Origin of the sequence: Flavobacterium sp. ABG, from assembly GCF_001027725.1 — a bacterium.
Taxonomy (GTDB): domain Bacteria; phylum Bacteroidota; class Bacteroidia; order Flavobacteriales; family Flavobacteriaceae; genus Flavobacterium; species Flavobacterium cupriresistens.
This window is the reverse complement of the sequence record NZ_LEKS01000029.1, coordinates 24,049-43,468: the sequence shown is the minus strand read 5'-3', so window position 1 is coordinate 43,468 and position 19,420 is coordinate 24,049. Positions and strand designations below refer to the sequence as shown.

General features: G+C 34.5%; 10 protein-coding genes, 1 tRNA gene and 1 rRNA gene. 2 read left to right on the top strand and 10 right to left on the bottom strand.

Annotated elements, in window-relative coordinates:
* The first annotated feature begins 44 nt into the window (after positions 1-44).
* Both rrf and AB674_RS20930 read left to right on the top strand, forming a co-directional pair.
* Positions 45-154 (top strand): 5S ribosomal RNA (rrf, locus tag AB674_RS20935).
* A gap of 61 nt (positions 155-215) precedes the next feature.
* Positions 216-301 (top strand) — tRNA-Leu (locus AB674_RS20930).
* A 922-nt stretch (positions 302-1,223) separates the two neighbouring features.
* Here AB674_RS20930 and AB674_RS20925 read toward each other — a convergent pair.
* From AB674_RS20925 to AB674_RS23120, 10 genes are all read right to left on the bottom strand, one after another.
* Positions 1,224-3,236, bottom strand: a complete 2,013-nt coding sequence (locus tag AB674_RS20925) for a leucine-rich repeat domain-containing protein (RefSeq protein ID WP_047779239.1) — start codon at positions 3,234-3,236, stop codon at positions 1,224-1,226.
* A 267-nt stretch (positions 3,237-3,503) separates the two neighbouring features.
* On the bottom strand, positions 3,504-5,951 hold the full coding sequence (locus AB674_RS20920; RefSeq protein ID WP_047779238.1) for a leucine-rich repeat domain-containing protein: 2,448 nt from the start codon (positions 5,949-5,951) through the stop codon (positions 3,504-3,506).
* Between the two features lie 313 nt (positions 5,952-6,264).
* A complete protein-coding gene (locus tag AB674_RS20915; protein WP_047779237.1) occupies positions 6,265-7,545 on the bottom strand; it encodes a leucine-rich repeat protein in 1,281 nt (426 codons plus the stop codon).
* Positions 7,546-7,547: 2 nt separating this feature from the next.
* Complete coding sequence (locus AB674_RS20910; RefSeq protein ID WP_047779236.1) at positions 7,548-8,147, bottom strand: hypothetical protein; 600 nt, start codon at positions 8,145-8,147, stop codon at positions 7,548-7,550.
* 340 nt (positions 8,148-8,487) lie between these two features.
* The gene (locus AB674_RS20905; RefSeq protein ID WP_047779235.1) at positions 8,488-10,185 is read right to left on the bottom strand and encodes a hypothetical protein; all 1,698 of its coding nucleotides are present in this window, start codon (positions 10,183-10,185) and stop codon (positions 8,488-8,490) included.
* A 329-nt stretch (positions 10,186-10,514) separates the two neighbouring features.
* A complete protein-coding gene (locus AB674_RS20900) occupies positions 10,515-10,874 on the bottom strand; it encodes a DUF5977 domain-containing protein (RefSeq protein ID WP_047779234.1) in 360 nt (119 codons plus the stop codon).
* Positions 10,875-10,883: 9 nt separating this feature from the next.
* Entirely contained in the window at positions 10,884-11,750 is an 867-nt protein-coding gene (locus AB674_RS20895; protein ID WP_047779233.1) for a DUF5977 domain-containing protein, read from the bottom strand.
* Between the two features lie 126 nt (positions 11,751-11,876).
* The gene (locus AB674_RS22460; protein WP_082210688.1) at positions 11,877-12,245 is read right to left on the bottom strand and encodes a tail fiber assembly protein; all 369 of its coding nucleotides are present in this window, start codon (positions 12,243-12,245) and stop codon (positions 11,877-11,879) included.
* Positions 12,246-12,271: 26 nt separating this feature from the next.
* Positions 12,272-13,417 (bottom strand): hypothetical protein, encoded by a 1,146-nt coding sequence (locus tag AB674_RS20885; RefSeq protein ID WP_047779232.1) that lies wholly within the window; start codon positions 13,415-13,417, stop codon positions 12,272-12,274.
* Positions 13,418-13,509: 92 nt separating this feature from the next.
* Positions 13,510-19,410: a vWA domain-containing protein gene (locus AB674_RS23120; RefSeq protein WP_047779231.1), complete on the bottom strand. Its 5,901-nt coding sequence runs from the start codon at positions 19,408-19,410 to the stop codon at positions 13,510-13,512.
* Positions 19,411-19,420 lie beyond the last annotated feature (10 nt).

Sequence of the window (19,420 nt, the reverse complement as noted above, 5' to 3'; positions counted from 1 at the left end):
TAAATTTTTAATTAATTGTACGTTACCTCAAGTAACAACGACCTTAAGGTGGTTATTGCGGCGGGGCTCACCTCTTCCCATCCCGAACAGAGTAGTTAAGCCCGCCTGCGCAGATGGTACTGCAGTTATGTGGGAGAGTATGTCGTCGCCTTTCTTTTGAAAAACCCTGTTCTGAAAAACAGGGTTTTTTATTCTTTTCAGAAAATATTATTAATGCTCGGATGGTGAAATTGGTAGACACGCTGGACTTAAAATCCAGTGAACAGCAATGTTCGTGCGGGTTCAAGTCCCGCTCTGAGTACTAAAACTTCAATTGGCTTTTGCTAATTGAAGTTTTTTTTTGGAAAAAATATAATTGATTTTACTTTTTATTAATATTCGTTAACCTAAAAAGGAAAAATAAAGGTGTTAGCTTTATATTTGGCCTTCTCAAAAAAGGATAATTTTGTAATAAGCTCCTTCTGGTTATACTTTCAACAGTAAAATACTGTTTGTAGTTTCTCTTTTTGTAAAAATAAAGATTTGTTTTTCGCAGTTGCTGAAGGAATCACAAACAAAATCTCGCAGAGTCGCAAAATCGCAAATTTTTGAGAAAAAAGAAGAAAAAAAACTTTGAGACTCCGTGACATTTCGTGAAACCCAAAGTGAGATAGGGGAAAATAGAGAAGTAAAGCTTGAAAATAAGAAGAATAAACTTAGGAGCTTGGCGTCTTTGCGAGATTGTAAAAGCGAGAAGTTGGGACTTAAAAAAACTGTGATGAAAAAGTATAAGACCTGCTAATTCTAACAAAAGGGAATTTCTAAAAATTGCTCAACAACTTTTGGAATTGATTCCAGTTTTCCCTAACCAAGAAGAAGGAATATTTTGGTCTGTACGCACTTAGATTTGATTTACGATATCCTATTTCCTGGCTCAGTTCTAAACGTGCTTTAGTTCCTTAATAGTTTAATGATTTCGGCAGCTATTGTTAAAAAATCACCGGTTATTTTTCTACTTTGTCAGTAATTAGAGAGCCAATTAGTTCTTTTTAGAATCTTACCTTGTACAGCGGTTAAGGCTTTTGGGATTCCGTTAGTAATTAGGTCTTAATCAATATTGCGTTAATACCACTAAATTTTAATTCTCCTGTAGTATTTGTAGTTAAAATTTTGTTTGGTCCATTTGTTTCTAAATTGGCTACTTTTATTCGGTTATGGTTTGTGTTCAATTTTTTATAGATTTTTTAAACATAAATTATATTAGCCCCTCTTGTGTTGGCAGCATAGATTAAATCTCCATCAGGTTCACCATTATTTGCTGTTTGGAGCGATGCAGCAACCGTTATAGTACAACCCATTTTTATATTATTAAAAATGCCATTGAGTAGAACAGAATTTCCTAATGTATTTAGTAATGGGGCGTGAAAGCTGATAATGGATGAGTTATTACTAAAGGTATTATTAAAAGTATTATTTCCTTTAAGAGAAGTTAGACTATTAAAGTTATAACCTGTTATTCCTGTGCAGCTATAAAAGGCATTATCTCCTATCGACTTTATTAAATTAGCAGTTATAGTATTTTTTAATCCAGAACATTGGGAAAATGCTGAACTACCAATAGAGGTGGCTGAATTCATATTTGTAATGTTAACTAATGATATACAATTGTGAAATGCAGCATAATCGATAGAAATTACAGAATTTATGTCTATGATATTGATTAATGATTCACATCCTTGGAAAGCGGTACGACCAATTGTGGTTGTTTCAGATAAATCAATAGATGTTATTTTGGTACAATTAAAAAATGTATTATCTCCTATACCCGCTGGTCTGTCTATTGTAAGAGTAGTTAGTTTATTGCAATTTGCAAAAACGTTTTTATTTAATGCGGTTAGTTTTAGCAATGGAGCATTAAAATTCACAAGAGATGTATTATTAACAAAAACATTATTTCCCGTAATAGAAGTTAGTGTATCAAAATAGTAACCCGTTACTCCTGTACAGCCATGAAAAGCACTATCATCGATAGACTTTATTATATTAGCTGTTATGGTGTTTTTTAATCCGTAGCATTGGTAAAATGCTAAACCACCAATAGAAGTCACCGAATTCATATTTGTAATGTCTGCTAATGATGTACAATTGTGAAATGCGGCGAAATCAATTGAAATTACAGAATTTATGTCTACAATATTAATTAATGATTCACATCCTTGGAAAGCGGTACGACCAATTGAGGTTGTTTCTGATAAATCAATCGAAGTTATTTTGGGACAATTGTTAAAAGCTCGCGCGCCTATACCTGTTGGTTTCCCTATTGTAAGGGTGGTTAATTTAATGCAATTTGCAAAAATACTTGCATTTAACGCGGTTAGTTTTAGTAATGGGGCATGAAAGTTTATGAGAGATGTATTATTGAGAAAAGTAGTATTTTCCATAATAGAAGTTAGCGTATCAAAATAATAACCTGTTATTCCTGTACAGGCATTAAAAGCATTACCACCAATCGATTTTACTAAATTAGCTGTTATGGTGTTTTTTAATCCGTAACATTGAGAAAATGCTGAACTACCAATAGAAATTGCGGAATTCATACTTGTAATGTTAGCCAATGATATGCAATTGTTAAATGCTGCATAATCAATTGAAATTACGGAATTTATGTCTACAATATTAACTAATGATTCACATCCCTGGAATGCGGTATTACCAATTGAGGTTGCTTCAGATAAATCAATTGAAGTTATTTTAGGACAATTGGCAAAAGCTTTGATGCCTATACCTGTTGGCTTTCCTATTGTAAGAGTAGTTAGTTTAATACAATTTTCAAAAACACTACTATTTGATGCAGTTAGTTTTAGTAGTGGTGCGTTAAAGTGCAAGAGAGATGAATTATTAGTAAAAACATTGTTTACTCTAATGGAGGTAAGATTACTGAAATTATATTCTGTACTTTCTGTACAGCCACTAAATGCACCATCTGCTATTGATATAACGAGTCCTGACAGATCATTGTAATAAGTCAACGAAGTATTGTTATAAAAAGCTCCCCATGGGATACTATAAGCGCCTCCCAATATTAAACACTCAATATTATTGTCTATAACCCGAAAAAATTTGATCCGATTAACATTGATTTCAAGTTTAGTAGCTAGTAGCGCAGGTGTGTTAATGATAGCCCCAACGCCCCCAATATAGGTGTTTGCGTTGTATTTTAATTTTCCGAAGATGGTGTTTAGTAGTAGACTTCCCATGATTGATTTTTAAATTAAAGATATTTCGTATTTATGCGTATGTATTGTGTTGATTGTTAAAAGTGAGCAGTTATACCCGTAATTGGATTTTATTTAAACATAACATTTAATTTAGTAGGAGTAGTAGCGATTGTATCGTTTGTAATGAATGAAGTAGTTCTTCATGTTAGTAATTTGAAGAAAAGTGATCTAGTGTTGTTTCAATTTCAAGAATAATATTTTGGTAGATAAGTGTTTTTAAATTAGTACAATGATTTTCTACTATCTTTATACGTAATTAACTATTGCACCTCTTGTGCCAGTTGCATAAACTAAGTCTCCATCAGGTTCACCATCATTTGCTGTACGTAAGGCTAACGGAACAGTAATTGTAATCCCTTCTTTTACAAATGCGAAGACCGAATTATTTGTTTTTGTCAAACCTAAAGTCAGTAAGTTAGGAGTGTTGAAAGAAGTCAAAGAAGCACAGTTTTGTAAACCATTATTAGAAATTGTAGTTAAACTAGGGAAATTTAAAGCTGTAAGGCTTTTGCAATTAATGAATGCTCCCGCGGCAATTGTTGATAATGAATTTGCCGAAAAATTTAATAATGAAATGCAATTATTAAAGGCACTTGCTCCTATTGAAGTAACCTGATCCATATTTGTAACATCGGAGAGTAAAGCGCAGTCCTGAAATGCACTTGTATCAATAGTTGTACAATTAGACAGATCTATAGACGTAATTTTTGTTCCTGTTAAAACATTTCTAGCTAAACCAGTAGGTTTTCCAAGGATTAAAGAAAGGTTTGTGCATCCAAAGAAGACTGATAGATTTGAAGATGTTAAAACTAAATTTGGGGCTGCAAATGAAATCAGAGAAGGTAATATGTAAAACTGTGAACTTCCGGTCATTGTTGTTAAACTAGGGAAACTACATGTGGTTAATGAAGTACAACCTTGAAATGCGCCATTATTAAAAATAGTAGTTAGACTAGGAAAACTTAAAGTACTAAGACTTTTACAATTCTGGAATGTTTCTGCAGCAATTGTTAATAATGAATTTGCAGAAAAATTCAATAATGAACTACAATTACTAAAAGCATTTGCTCCTATTGAAGTAACCTGATTCATGTTTACAACATTGGACAATAAGGTACAGTTTTGAAACGCGCTAGCCTCTATTATTGTACAATCAGATAAGTCTATTGATGTAATTTTAGTTCCTGTGAATGTACGATCTCCCAGACTGGTTGGTTTTCCAATTGTCAAAGAGGATAAATTATTGGAATTTAAAAAAGTACATTTATTAGAAGACGTCAAAATTAAATTAGGCGCATTAAATGAAGCTAAGGAAGTATTATTGTAAAATGTGTAATTGTTATTAAGATTTGTAAGATTTGGAAAATGATATGACACTATTGAGGAACACTCTTGAAATGTAAAATTGCCGGAAATAGTAGTCAAATTGGGAAAATTTAAAGCTGTGAGGCTTTTGCAATTTTGGAATGCTCCGGAAGCAATTGTTAGTAATGAATTTGCAGAGAAATTCAATAATGAAATGCAATTACTAAAAGTACCTTCACCTATTGAAATAGTTTTATTTATGTTTACAACATTGGACAATAAGGTACAGTTTTGAAATACATCTGCCTCTATTGTCGTACAATCAGATAAATCGATAGATATAATTTTAGTTCCTGTGAATGTACGATCACCCAGACTGGTTGGTTTTCCAATTGTCAAAGAGGATAAATTATTGGAGTTTAAAAAAGTACATTTATTAGAAGACGTCAAAATTAAATTAGGAGCACTAAATGAAGTTAAGGAGGTATTATTGTAGAATGTGTAATTGTTATTAAGAGTTGTAAGACTTGGAAAATGATATGAGACTATTGAGGTACATCCTTGAAATGTGTAATTACCTGAAATAGTAGTCAGATTAGGAAAACTTAATGCTGTAAAGCTTTTACAATTCTGGAATGCTCCGGTAGCAATTGTTAGTAATGAATTTGCTGAGAAACTCAATAGTGAACTACAAGTACTAAAAGCTCCTGCACCTATTGAAGTAACTTTATCCATGTTTACAACATTGGACAATAAGGTACAGTTTTGAAAGACATTTACCTCTATTGTCTCGCAATCAGATAAATCTATAGATGTAATTTTGGTTCCTAAAAATGTACTGTCTCCCAGACTGGTTGGTTTTCCAATTGTCAAAGAGGATAAATTATTGGAATTTAAAAAAGTACATTTATTAGAAGACGTCAAAATTAAATTAGGAGCGCTAAATGAAGTTAAGGAGGTATTCGTGTCAAATGTGTAACTGTTAGTAAGACTTGTAAGATTTGGAAAATTATATGTTGTTATTGATGTACATCCTTGAAATGTGAAAAAACCGGAAATCGTCGTTAAGTTCGGGAGATTAATGAAGGTAAGATTTGTGCAACCTTGAAATGAATTTCCTAAAATCGAAAGGATTAAACCGGAACGATCATCGTAATATGTCAAAGTAGAGTTAACAAAAGCTGATGCAGGGATTTCATAATTACCTCCTGTAATTAATAGTTGAATATCATTTCCAACAATGGAAAATAATTCAATCCTGTTTATATTTATTTTTAGTTTCGAGGCAATTAAAGCGGGTGTGTTAAGTGTAGCAGAAACCCCACCAATAAAAGTGTTAGCCTTATTTTTGGCACTTCCAAAAATAGTATTTTGAAGTAAATGTCCCATAGTAGTATTTGGTGATAAAATATTATTTATTCTCTCTTTTTTGTAATAGAAGTATTTACTGAGAGCATTTAGAGTATTGATATGAGTTATAATTGTCCGTTAAAAAAGGATACCACTCTATATCAATTAAAATATTCTTGATTAGAGTGGTATGACTTTTAGGGACTAAATTGATAATATGTTAAGAAAGAGTAATTTAATTTTTAGAATTTAAATTAATGATGTCTTATAAAAGATATACCTCTCAAAGACATTCACGAAATTAATAGTCAGGCGAAATGAATTCAAGTTGCAGAGTCAGTACTAAAAAGGATTAGGTATAATTAATTATCGCTCCTCTAACATTACCAGCATAAACTAAATCTCCATCCGGTGCTCCTGAATTTACGGTTTTAAGATAGGAAGAAACCGTGAGTGTAGAACCTGTTGCTATACCTGTTAGCACTCCGTCTTCTCCTGTAGTAGTACCAATTTGTGTACATACGGGTAAATTTAAGTTTGTGAGGGACGTATTAATAAGAGAAATGTTATTCGTTACTTTTTCGCACTTAGGATATGAAGCTATTTTAAATTTGGGGCAAGATCTCCCAAACCAATCGGCTGCCATTGTAGTCATATTGGGTAATTCGACATTATTAAGATTAGTGCAATTACTAATAGCCCTAAAACCTCCAAGTGTAATTATACCAAATAATTTAATCCATACTATATTCGTACATCCTTCAAAAGACAATACCCCTGTATTTATGGCTAAGCCGGCCATTGAATCATCAAAATAACTTATGCTCGTGTTTCCTCGAAATCCAAAATCACCGAGTACGTAGTTATTTAGAACCTTGACTCTTAGGTTGCCTCCGACATTCTGAACATTAACTAATCCGCCACTTCCAATACCTAAAGCTTTAGCTAATAGTCCTTTATTGGCGTAATAAGCTCCTAATCCTCCTAACTCCGTATTGTAAGAGGTATCGTCTATTCTACCAATATAATTAATAATAGAAGACCCAACTCCTGATGTGAGGTTAGCATCAGGCTTCCCTGAATTACTAGTCATAAGAGCTAAAGGAACATTGATTGTCACATTATTTGAATTTGCAAAACCAAAAACGTTGATACCAGTTAGAGTAGATAGCGAAGGAAAAGTAAAAGTAGTAGCTATATTTGTGGTTCCACCAACAAATGCAGCGTTACCAATGCTAGTTACAGAAGAAAAATCGCTATTGGTTCCTCTAATACCTGAATTCTGAAAACAAGATGGGCCAATAGTAGTATTGTTTTTCATCCTTACATACTCTAAATTAGAGGTATCCTTAAACGTATAAATAGATGTGATAGTAACTAATCCATCGGCATCATCATAATAAGTTATAGCAGTATTACCACCAAAATTATTTGACAATGTATAAGTACCACCTATTACAGCAAATTGAATATCATTTTCTACTATTCTAAAAGCTTTAATCCGGCTTACATTAATACCTAATTTACTTGCTATCAAAGCAGGAGTATTTATAGTAGCTGCAACCCCACCGATGAAGGTATTAGCCTTATACTTGGCTCTTCCAAAAACGGTATTTTGAGATAAGCTTCCCATGGTTATACGCCTAACAATAAAATACTGTTTGTAGTTCCTCTTTTTGTAAAAGTGAAGATTTGTTTTTCTGCAGTTGCGGAAGGAGTTCCAAACAACCAGGTATGTGGTGCCGTAATTACCCAGGTTACCGTTACTCCTGGTAGCGTAATTCCGTTAAAAATAAAACTTTCCGTTAGAGAAGCGGGAACTGTGATGGTACAACTAGTATTAAATACAACCGTTTTTCCTAACCAGGAAGAAGGAATAGTTTGGTTTGTATCTACTTCAATTTGATTAACGATATCCTGTTTTCCGCTAATGTCCTGATTCACTTCTGCACCAGATTGAATTCCTGATAGTTTAGTGATTTCGGCGGCAGTTATTAAACGATCACCGGCTATTTTATCTACTTTGTCAGTAACTAAAGAGTCAATTAGGTTTTTTAGAACTTTACCTTGCTCAGCTGTTAAGGCTTTTGAGATTCCGCCTGTAATTAGGTCATTAACCAATATCGAGTGAAGGTCACTAAATTTTAATTCTCCGGTAGTATTTGTAGTTAAAATTTTGTCCGGTCCATTTGTTTCTAAATCGGCTACTTTTATTCTGTTGTGGTTTGTGTTCATGTTAGTTTGTATTAATGATTTGAATGTTAGAGATCAGGGTTTATAATTTGTAATAGAAGTGTGAGATTTTAGGAATGATGCTAAGAAGAATGAAGTGACAGCAGAAAGAACAATTGAAAAATCAATACCGAGTTTAATAAGTGGCAGTTTGCGGATTTAACATTGTAATATTTCTTGCGTTTTCTTCGATTTCGATCAGGATGGCAAGCAATACTATTCATTCTGATTTTTGCTGCTCCATAAGTTTCAGTGTAGATTCCAATTGGTTTCGGAGCGTTGTTTGTATTTACTATTCCCTCACTAAAAATAGTTAGTGAAGGGAATAGGTTTTTGAATTTTACTAGTAGACTATTTTACGGTCTCCAGTTGCCGTTTTGTATTCACAACCAAGAGGAAGCCCGCCTGCAATGGCAGCAACGTTATCTGCATAAGTGGGCATATTAGCCCAAATCATGTAGCCATTCTCATCTATGTGAGCTCTAAGTGTTTCTGTTTGCATATCTGCGCCTGAAACTGTTTTTTGCCCTGTAAAAAATTGAACTTCAGAAGTTCCTGATCCTTTGCCAGTTCCCCCAATGAGTTTCAATGCGCCTCCATTTAAGTTTGGAGCCCCTGTTTGTGATAAATTCAGATGAAATATACCCTCAAAAGTAGCGGCGTAAATATCACCTAAAGAATTACAGGCGAGTGATCTCCACGATCTAGTTGTCTGGCCTAATGGTATAAAGTCGTTAGTTCCTGCTGTTTTTTTGTATACGTCGCCTTTACCGCCGCCAAAATTTCCATCCAAAGAAACACCGGCATAAACATCGCCATTTGGAGCACATTTTACCGAGAACCAATTTTTGGCTCCCTGATTTGTAGCGCCGAAAGAAGAAGCTCCGTAAGCCTTCTTGTATATATCGGTACCAAGGCCAGTAAGATACCCGTCGCCATTGCTAGCAAAATCAAGACTAATAATTATAAAACCGAAACCTTGTAGTAGAACAAAATTACCAATACCGGCAGTTTGTTTGTATATTGCGTTTGGAATAGCTGCACATACAGCATAAATATCTCCGTTAAGGTCTTGCGAAATAGAAGTCCAATTTCTAAATGATTGACCCAAAGGCATAAAATCTCCTGTGCCCGCTGTTTGTTTATAAATATCACCGTAACTAACGCAAGCATACACATCGCCGTTTTGCATGCATTTTATAGAAAACCATGTTCTGGCTACTTGACCCAATGGTATAAAATTGCTGCTTCCAGCTGTTTTTTTATAGATATCACCATTATAAACACAAGCATATATATCGCCATTTTTATGGATATCCATACAGGACCAAGCGAGTGTAGGATCGGATGTTTTTACAAAATTGGTTGAAGAAAAACTAGCATTAGAAGCTTTTCCTGCTGCTAGAATGAGCGATCTGCCCTCTATTAGGCTTTCTGAATTTTCAATATCTATTCGTCTGTTTTTTAACGCCCCAAAAGAAAAATCTGAAAGTATAGGCCATTGATTATCTATTCCTAGATTAGTTCCATCATCGGTGATTCTGCTATTTCCAATTGTCGATGTGGTTGAAAATTTCGGAATTTTATTTATAGCTCCTGATGGAACATTCATTTTTCCTGCCAGATCAGTTAAGTCGGCTACTGTTCCGCTTTTGTCTTGAAATGCGTAAGTTCTGGATGCTGTATTAGTATTTGAAAAAAAAGAGGTGAAAGTATTTGCCGTATTTCTTAAACCTAGTTTACCGGCAAGAAACGTCTTAATTCCGGATACATTTTGATTGTTTGAAATATCTAAGTAAAGCGTGTCAAAATAAGTTTTAAGCGTATCCTTACTATTGTCAATTAAATCTTTTAAAACTTTGCCTTGTCTGGCGTCCAGTACTTTGCCTTCCTGATTGTAATCTAATGCATTGTAACCATCAACTTTAATAGTATTGATGTTTGTAAACTCTAATTCGCCATTGGTGTTTGTTGTTAAGATCTTGCCGGACTCATTTTTTTCTAAGTCGGAGACTTTTATTCTGTTGTGGTTCGTGTCCATAATGTTGATTTATTAAAAATTGCATTCCAAATACACTTCTTCAGGTGTAGGAATCATAGATAGTACTGGTATGCTGTTTGTTGTAGAGGCGGAATTATTCCCATCACCATTAGATATAAGAAAAAAACATAGGGTTTATAAGAGTGTAATGAATCTATTTGATTAGTTGTTAATGGTATTTCATCATAGGAAGTCGAATCTATTAAAATGCCATTTTTGTATATCTCATGACCAACAATTCCAGCATTACCTGTAGATGAAGTCTATGATAATGTCAATGTATAAAGAGTATTCAAAGACGTGTTTAAAGATGGACTTGTTGGTTAGACTTATTGAGGTCTACAGACTCCTGAATTATTTGCATAAATTTGAGCATTATTTTCCAACCAGGTGGCGGCTTGATTATCTGCATCAGCTTGACTTATGTTTGAAACGAATTGGTTTGCGTAAACAATAAGTTCAACTCCTTCAGTAATTTCTCCTGGATTACAATTATCTTTAAAAACAGTCTTGGTTAATTGCGTGTTGTAATATCTTGCTCCCGAAGGACAGTTTGTTTGGTCTAAAACGGGTGCAATATAATCTGGATCTGTTGCCAAATTTGGTTTTAGAGCTTGTCCGGTTTTACTGAGATCATCTTGATAGTACTCTTCTAACCAAGCGAAAGATTTATATCCTGTATTTGCCATGTTTATAATTTAATAAGTTATTGCAATTTGTGCTTTTTTAGTATGTGTGGTGTAGGTAATGTATCCAATATGTGGTACGTTTTCGATATTATTTGACCATGTTGGTGGGCTTGGAATGTTTTTAGAAAAATTTAATTTTTGTACAATTGCACCTCCTGTATTAATAAAATCATTTCCGGAAGCGCTAATTTCTCCACCTGAATAAATAGCTATTTCGATATCAATATTTCCTGTTCCAATCTGTTTGTACCATGCAGCAGCCATTCTAATTTGTATCGTATTTAGGGATGCGTGGTCGCTAGCCATTTTAGTAAAATTGACAAAACAACTTTCAACCCCCACAGTTTCTTGATTATCTCCTGCCCACATTATATAGGAATCTTTAGCTTCAATAGTGGTAGAAGGCAGTTTGGTACGACCTTGGCCATGACCCAACCATTGTTTGTCATATTGTGTACCGGTATTTACAAATCCGGTAAATGTATCCAAATCCTGACCAGCTCCTAATACCCATTTATACCTGATAATCATATAATCAAAAGGCAATAGTAATCTTGATGGCTCAATAACACATGAATGATCCACTCCTCTCCAAGCAGTTTGCCTGATAAGGCAGGATCCTGAATTATTCGCATAGGCCTGAGCATTTGCCTTAAGCCATGATTCGGCTTGTTCATTTGCATCAGCAATACTTATTGTCGATACAAATTTATTTGCTTCAGCAGTTAATTCAACTGAATTCCCTGTTGTTCCTCCAATGTGACAGTCATTTTTTTGGGTTGCTAAAGTTTTTTTGGTATTATAATAAACTGTAGTTCCTTCAACAGGAGTATATTGCTCTATAAAAGCAAAAGGTTTATATGCTGTGTTTTCCATATATTGTGTTTTAGTCAGTACTACTGATTTACTCGATTAAAGTTGTTTTAAAAAGCAGAAATCAACTTATCGGGATTGCTTTCTGCTTTTTAAAACTGTTAAAGAGATTACATTGAATAATTGTTTTTATAATGGCTTTGTAGGCCAAATAACAGTTGCCAGGTTATCGAGAGTGGTTAAGTCTCTTAGTTCTTGTCTGTACTTTTGCCATTCTGCTTTTTTCTCTTCAGAAAGAGGAGAGTCGGGCACTTGTGACCAATCACTATCAGTCAATAATGTGTTTCTGGTTAATTTTACATTTTCGAGAATAGCATCATTACTTTTAATGAAAGCTGAGTAAGTGTGGACCCCGTCAACTACCTTATAATCTTTTGATAAAGCCTGTTGCCATTCTTCTTTAGTCAGTTCAATATTTGGTTTTGGAATATTTTCATGTACTCCTTCAACATAAAAACCAGTGTACTCTCCTTTTTTGTTGTATGTTCCTTTATACATTATTTTTTATTTTTAAATTTTTAGTATTAATATCCGATTGCAAACATGAACCCAAAATCTGAATCAATAATTGCGTTATATCCTGTTTTTGAAAGTCCATAAACGTGATTATAACCTTTATTTCCTGAGGATTCCCTATGAGTAGACACCACGATACTGCCTATTTTGGTCGGAAAACTGATAGGAAAGTTGTAATAAGTAGAGCCATAAGATAGAAATGCCCATTGTAATATTAAGCCATTGCTAAGTTTTTGATAACCACTTTCTGTCTCCAGAGTAAAAGGAGAATGCCCGGCATCATAATCAGAAGAAGTAGAGGAAGATACGGATCCGTCTGCCATAAGATATTGGTTGGCTGTTCCTCCGGTTTTAATAAAACTCTTACTTTCTGTAGCTGCGTCAAAAACTTTATTTCCTTTGATAGTTTGATTGGTCGTTAAATCAACATATTTGGTATTAAATTCGGGTTCTGCTATTGCAATTGAGCTTTTAAACCAATAATCTACCTCAATATTGCGACCACTTATCGGGGCAGAAAAGGTAAGTACAGAAGTATCATAATCTTGTACATAATCTTTACCTTCTCGGAGTAATTGACCATTTTTGTATACGATAACGCTTAGTTTAAGAGGAGGGTATTTTAGCGTGATGGTAGAATTGTTAAAGGTTTCTGCGCTAAAAGTCTCCTTGTAAGGGACTGATGAATTCCCAAAGATAGAATCAGAATTAGTTGCGGTAGGATCAAGATTTTGAAACCAATAGTTTATTTCAATATTTCGGTCCGTAATGGCTCCTCTAAAACTAATTAAAGCCGTTTTATAATTTAAATCATAATCTTGTTTTTCTTCTAATAATTGTCCGTTTTTAAAAACTTTGACACTGTTTTCAACAGGAGGAAACTCTAATTCTATAGTTGATCCGCTAAAGTTATCCTGATATTCTTTGTAAGGTGAATAACAATTACCGGAAATGATTCCTGAATTTTGAAACACTGTTCTTAAAAGTGCCGGAGTAATATAACTGTCATGATCTGTACCGGTTTCGACCATTTTAAAGTCGGCCTTGTCTTCGTCTTTATGAACGAAACTATTAAAGATTTCTGCGAAGTCTTTTTCTGACGGAACTTCTCCGTTTAGAAATTTGCTGCCAATGTCAATTCTGCTTGTTGCCATGTTGTTTGATTTTATTTCTTGCTATAACTATTTATTTGATAGGCCTGGTTTTAAATACCAATGACCTAAATCATTGGTATTTGTTGGATTTTTTAAAGGGTTAGGATTTTCTCTTCATAACTGTACATACCGGATGAGTTTTCAGAAAGCATTTTGAAATGATGGTAGATTCTTTCTCCATTTTCATTTTTAATACGTAACTCGTCCGTTGCCTGTTTGGTTTTCAGAGGCAGTGTAACAGTGGTATCGTTGGCTGCTTTCTCCTGAATTTTTTCCCAATTTCCCTGATTGTTCATTTTGTAGAGATGGTATTTCCCGTTATGAACGGTTTTCTCCCAGTTAAAAACAACAGATTTTAAGATTTCTCCATTTGCTCCTGTTGTATTTGCAGTGGCTTTTAATACCGGTGATTGAGGAGAAACATTGTCCGTAACCACTGTAGCCGTAATTTTTGATGGCTGAGATGGTGTATAATCAATGGTAATGATAGGACTTTCAATAGTTGAATTAGGCGCTTCGTAATCGATTTCTCGTGAAACCGTAATCCTGTAAAAAAGCCCGTCACCAAACGGAACAAATTCCAGATCTTCAAATTCATCATACACGGTCCAAACATTATCAAACGCATTAGATAAGGTGTTTTCATTAATTAAAACCTCTTTAGCAAGCTTCATTGTTCGTATCGATTGTGCTTCTTGCATTGAAGTTGCACGGTAGATATTAATTTTTCTGATCTTGTATTCCGGTTGGTATGCATTTAGTTCAATCTGAATGGCTGGTTTGATTCCTAAAATCGGATTCTCGAGAACCGGCATAATTCGCTTAATTTCTGGAGTTTGTGGAGGGTTTGAAGCAACTAATTTTACCGGACCAACAATATCACTAAATTTACTGAAGTTCATTTTAATGTCCATTTCACGAACCGCATAGAAATAAATATTTTGCGAATTTCCGTCCAGATTAAAGTCCGTAAACTGTGTTATATTATTAACCGGATCTACGATTTTCATCATTGGTGCAATGTCAAAAGCGGTATCAGTTGCTTTTAACGCATGACCGTTGTTGTCTTTAATCTTTTGCTTTTTGTTGGTTGGGACATAACTATTATCTTTAATATGTTCGTAAACAACAGGAACTTCAGTTAAAGGCACAAAAGTGGATTGAATAGCTTCTTCTATAAAATGAATCGCCAGCAAATCGTCTTTAAGTACTTGGTCTTTAGGAATTAGTATTTTGTTCAATGCTGTTAAACTCTCGATTGTTTCAGCTTTAATTACCGGCTTTTTTGTTTCATTATGCCATTTGATAAAATCGTTTATTAATTTTATAAATTCTTTATTGTCCGGTAGTGGGAATCGGTAGCTTATTTCAGATTCATTTTCCGCAGGGAATGATTCATAATTAGCTGCTAAAGCAAGAGCATTAAAATCTAAAAAGTTCTTCCATCTTTTATTAAAATTAATTTCTTCATTTCCGCCAAGTTTTTTTAATTCTTCACGGATCGTATCTATGGTTGTTCTTTCATACAAAACATCAAAAATGGCTTCTTCATTGGTTCTATAATGTAAGGCTGCATAAGGTTTACGGTCTTTAGTGTATTGTGTTGTAAAAGTAAAAGTCGAACGATTGTAAAAATCGGGTCTTGTCGCATACAAACTACCAGCTGTTACTTTTTCGGGTTTTATAGGTTCTTCAATTTTAACGGCATACATCGGACTAGGAATACTAATCTTTGATTTGTACTCAAAAGTAGGTCGAACGGCATGTGTACTAATTCCGAAAATAGAGTAACGTGTACTTTCGTCTTTTCTGGGCTGAATATTTGCTTTCGTAACACCATCTGAAGGACTGGCATAGAGATACACTTTATAACTTGGATAGTAGTTTACAAGCTGTGAAACGGGAGTTTTAAGACATTTTGCTTTACGATGTTCATCAGCCGTTACATTAGGATCTTTATTGATAATTTCATCTATTGCGCCAATAATTTCATCATATTTAGGATGCATATTTTGCGTAACATAATTTTCAAGTTTAAAATCAGTATCATTGATATAAAGAATTAAATCTCCGGTTGTACCAATATTTTCTGTTCGTACGACTTTAAATTCTTTTCTGGTTTTTACACGTACAGGATTTCCTTCTTCGATAGCATTTTTCGTAAATAAACGAACAATACCATTAGTCCATTCCACTGAGTTTTCGCCTTCGGTTTTAAATTGGGGGTGCTGAGGTAAATTAAAGTTACAGAAAGTAATTTTATATAATCCTAAGTGTTTTTTCTCCGACAATTTTTTTGGATTTTTGTTTTCATCCAATATATATATTCCTTTTTCATCCTTCTCATAGGCGTCTTCCACAAGTCGTTCTATTATTGCATTTTCCCAGATTCCCCTCGTTTTTTCTACTTGTAAATCCGTTGTTTTTTGGTTCTTTTGCTCAATAACTTCTCTGTGAATAAAATTAAAACGGGCCGGAATTTCAACTTTAAAATTAAGCGGATCGGGTTTATACCAGTTTGAAGCTGTCTGCATGTTTTGTACCAGGGCGCATAGTCTGTTCTCGGGCATTTTTATCGCTTTAATTTGTTCAGAATCTATAGTTGCCTCTCCACTAGCGTGAACACTTTCGCTGACTTCTTTTTTTAGCACTGTTATAGTAGCATGATCAAATTCGTCCGGATCCCCGGATACTTTTTTCGATTTATTAACAACAGTAATATTATTAACGATGTAGTTTTGATCTGCAATTGTTAGAATTCCTCCGATAAATCGGTTTTTGTTCCCTTCGGTCAGTGTAATTTTAATTTCTTCGCCGCTACTAAGAATTTTGTACTCTTTTATTTTAATAATTGAGGTAAGGTTATCCATTGGGCTATCCTCAATACTATCAATTTTTCCATACTCAGCTTCAGGTAGTCCGTCTTTGTAGTACAGTCTAAAATGATCGGCAAATACTTCATCACTATCAGGATAGATGGTTTCAGGATCTTTTGCTTCTTCAACAGACATTCCTTGAGGAGCGGTATAATTTACCAGTTCCTGAGAGGAATAATAATCAAACATAATTCGGACTAATGTATTATCAGAATCAGGAGTGCTTGGGAGTTTACCCAAACGTTCTTGTTCAGATTGTGATGTAAACATCAAAGGGCTTTCTTTTGTAATCAAAAGTGAATTAATACCCGTTGGAGGCATTAAGTTATTTGCCGCTTTAATGTGTGATCTAATATTTATTTCCCTTCCTGCTGAAGCTCTCGAAAAAATGTTAATACCATATCCCTGATAGATATATTTTTTGTCACCTACCATTTCCTGACGAATATTCAAAACAGATTTTCCGGATTCGGGGATAATAATCGGAACGGGTTCGAAAGAAGGTTCTTCCCGAATGGTATTGATATTGTAATATTCCAAGTCTGAAGATAATTCGGGTTTTATCCAAATCTTGTCTGACTCTGCCGCCTTTTTCGGGTCTACAATTTTATGATTAACTCCTAAATAAATAGGGAATGTAAAAGAACTTCCGTCGTATTCTAAAGAAGATTTAAAGAATTCAGTCTTAGTTTCATCAGTAGTATCAATAACAGCATCATAATCCGAAACATCATCCATAAAGATGCTGATGAATCTTTTCTTACCATCAAAGCTGTATCCCTCAGAGTCTGTAATTTTTGCAGTCTGTTTTTCATCGGAGCTTACATTTAAACCGGGTACAATTTTACTTAACTGAACCGGCAGAGGAAGACGTTCTGTAGTTACAGCTGTAGGAAGACTCATAGAAAGATGCTCAACTTCTCTTGCTCCTTTGCCGTCCTCCAGATCACCAAAAGTGGTGTATGCTGTAAGATAGACAAAGTCTCCCGAAAGAACTTCGTCATCAATATCGATACAACCTAAACCTAACATACGCGCAACGTGATAATCATTTGCAGCAATGTTTAATAAATCCAAATGGTGAACGTCAGTTAAATTTTCAGCATAGAGTTGTTCCTCGCCCTCTTTTGGGTCGTTTATCGGAACCTTATCTCCAAAAGGAATCGTTTCTTTTGCAGTTGGATTCTTTGGGTCCATACTTTTTAAAATATACGATTCGACAATTTGCAGGATGTTTCTGTCCTCTTTGTTAGCCGTTGGTTTATTCCATTTGTCTTTATAATTCGCAATATTTACACATTCACCATTATTGTATTTTAACCATTTTCCGTGTACAGCATTCAATTTTGGCTCTAATTGCTCAAAAACCTGCGTATCATTTTTACTTAATCCATATTTTCCTTTTAAGTACCATTTTCCGTTGTTATTGACGTGTGAGATGAAATCGGAATAAAATTCAAAAGTAACTTTACCCAAAAGACAATTATTCGCCTTAAATTGAATACTTCTTCCGTTTTCGGCAAGTAATCGAATTGGATTTAATTGTGCCGAAGAATACGTTTGACGATTGGAAACTCTCTTAGCAGCGGTAAAGGTATTTTCGGCAACAGATAAAGTCTCTAATCGCACTATACTTGAAGTAGTTACGGATGTAAAGTCTAATTCAGCAGCAAAAAACAATTCGGTTTTGTTTTCAATTTTAATCAGATTGTTTCCATAGGCCTTTATAAATGCTGCAGGATCTGTCAACGGATCTGCTGTACGTTTTACTAACGCATACTTTTCTATATTTTGAAAAGAAACATAAATGGATCTTGTAGCATTGTTTGTTTTATAAATCCATAATCCCTTCAGATTATCGACAACGCTTGGCGGTTCGTGTAAATTTAGTGTATGACTTACTTTGGTGTAAGGGGCTCTGTACACTTTTACGTAGTCATCCGGTTTATTATGACCCAATTTTTCACCGGTATATAAATCTCCTTTCGGAAGGTGTTTATCACCTAATTTACCGGCAAGCATCCAACGCAGGTGAATTCCTTTTGTACTGTCAACACCTCTTGAACCAGCGGCTGCAATTTGTAAATAAGTAGACTGAAGACTGGTTTTTTCAGGAGAAATATCAACTACAGCTGTCCCATTACCAATACTAAAATTAATGCTTAAGTCTAAAGGATTTTTAACACTGTTTAAAGCAATCGGAGCAGAAAAGCGCCCAATATTTACTGGTTTTCCTTCTACGCGAATGGCGGCTTCACTTACAGATGAACCGGGAATCGTAATGGTGTCTTGAATTGTAAAAATCAATCCGTTTAGATCGCTTTTACTATGAATTTTTGTCCCGGCGTTTAGCGTAAGAGCAACGCGGCTTTTGTTTCTAAAAACTAAAGTTCCGGCTGATTTTCTTATTCTTACCCCTTTTTTTAAAGCAGGGTAAACTAATTTATTTTCAATAATACGCACATTAGGAATACAACCGGTCTGAGCAGTAGATAAAGCGATAGTAAGTTGATTTAATTCATCTCTCAGAGTGCTAAAATCAGGAACTCTGATATAATCAGCATCTAATGCCGAAAGACTGCCGTTTTTTACTACCGGTGTGTTACCCAGAAAAGTAGTTAGTGGTGTGGTTAACTCGCTGACATTGTCTGCTTTACTGGTGACACCGTAAACAAAAACTCTTGACCTCTGATTTAAATCAGTGAATAAACCTTTTAATAATTCAGAGTTGTTTACCTGAATACCATCTGTTACAAGAAAAACAATATCTGGCGCTATTGCCAAAGCACTGGCAACATTTAAACCGGACGCCCAATAATCGGATTGGGTACTGACTCTGTTTGCACCAAATGAATTAATCCAATCGGAAAATTCTTGGTGATTGCCTGATACTTTTTTTTGAATAACATTATCGGTTCTAACAGCGTTATCGCTGTTAGACATTCCGATTAATGAAAGTGTAATGTTGCTTTGAGATTGAGAATTGATAAATGAAGTCAGCCCTTCTCTGATTTGCTGCGCTTCATTGGCGTTAATTGAACCTGATTCGTCAACAACGATTGCTATATATTTTTCGCAGCCTGAGAGTTGGCTTTCCTGAAGATTTATAGAACTCATTTTTCTTATT

What these genes read in the sequence shown, in the direction of transcription:
- AB674_RS20925 (WP_047779239.1), bottom strand. Translation starts at nt 3,236, where the DNA reads ATGGGAAGTCTACTACTAAACACCATCTTCGGAAAATTAAAATACAAC.
- AB674_RS20920 (WP_047779238.1), bottom strand. Translation starts at nt 5,951, where the DNA reads ATGGGACATTTACTTCAAAATACTATTTTTGGAAGTGCCAAAAATAAG.
- AB674_RS20915 (WP_047779237.1), bottom strand. Translation starts at nt 7,545, where the DNA reads ATGGGAAGCTTATCTCAAAATACCGTTTTTGGAAGAGCCAAGTATAAG.
- AB674_RS20910 (WP_047779236.1), bottom strand. Translation starts at nt 8,147, where the DNA reads ATGAACACAAACCACAACAGAATAAAAGTAGCCGATTTAGAAACAAAT.
- AB674_RS20905 (WP_047779235.1), bottom strand. Translation starts at nt 10,185, where the DNA reads ATGGACACGAACCACAACAGAATAAAAGTCTCCGACTTAGAAAAAAAT.
- AB674_RS20900 (WP_047779234.1), bottom strand. Translation starts at nt 10,874, where the DNA reads ATGGCAAATACAGGATATAAATCTTTCGCTTGGTTAGAAGAGTACTAT.
- AB674_RS20895 (WP_047779233.1), bottom strand. Translation starts at nt 11,750, where the DNA reads ATGGAAAACACAGCATATAAACCTTTTGCTTTTATAGAGCAATATACT.
- AB674_RS22460 (WP_082210688.1), bottom strand. Translation starts at nt 12,245, where the DNA reads ATGTATAAAGGAACATACAACAAAAAAGGAGAGTACACTGGTTTTTAT.
- AB674_RS20885 (WP_047779232.1), bottom strand. Translation starts at nt 13,417, where the DNA reads ATGGCAACAAGCAGAATTGACATTGGCAGCAAATTTCTAAACGGAGAA.
- AB674_RS23120 (WP_047779231.1), bottom strand. Translation starts at nt 19,410, where the DNA reads ATGAGTTCTATAAATCTTCAGGAAAGCCAACTCTCAGGCTGCGAAAAA.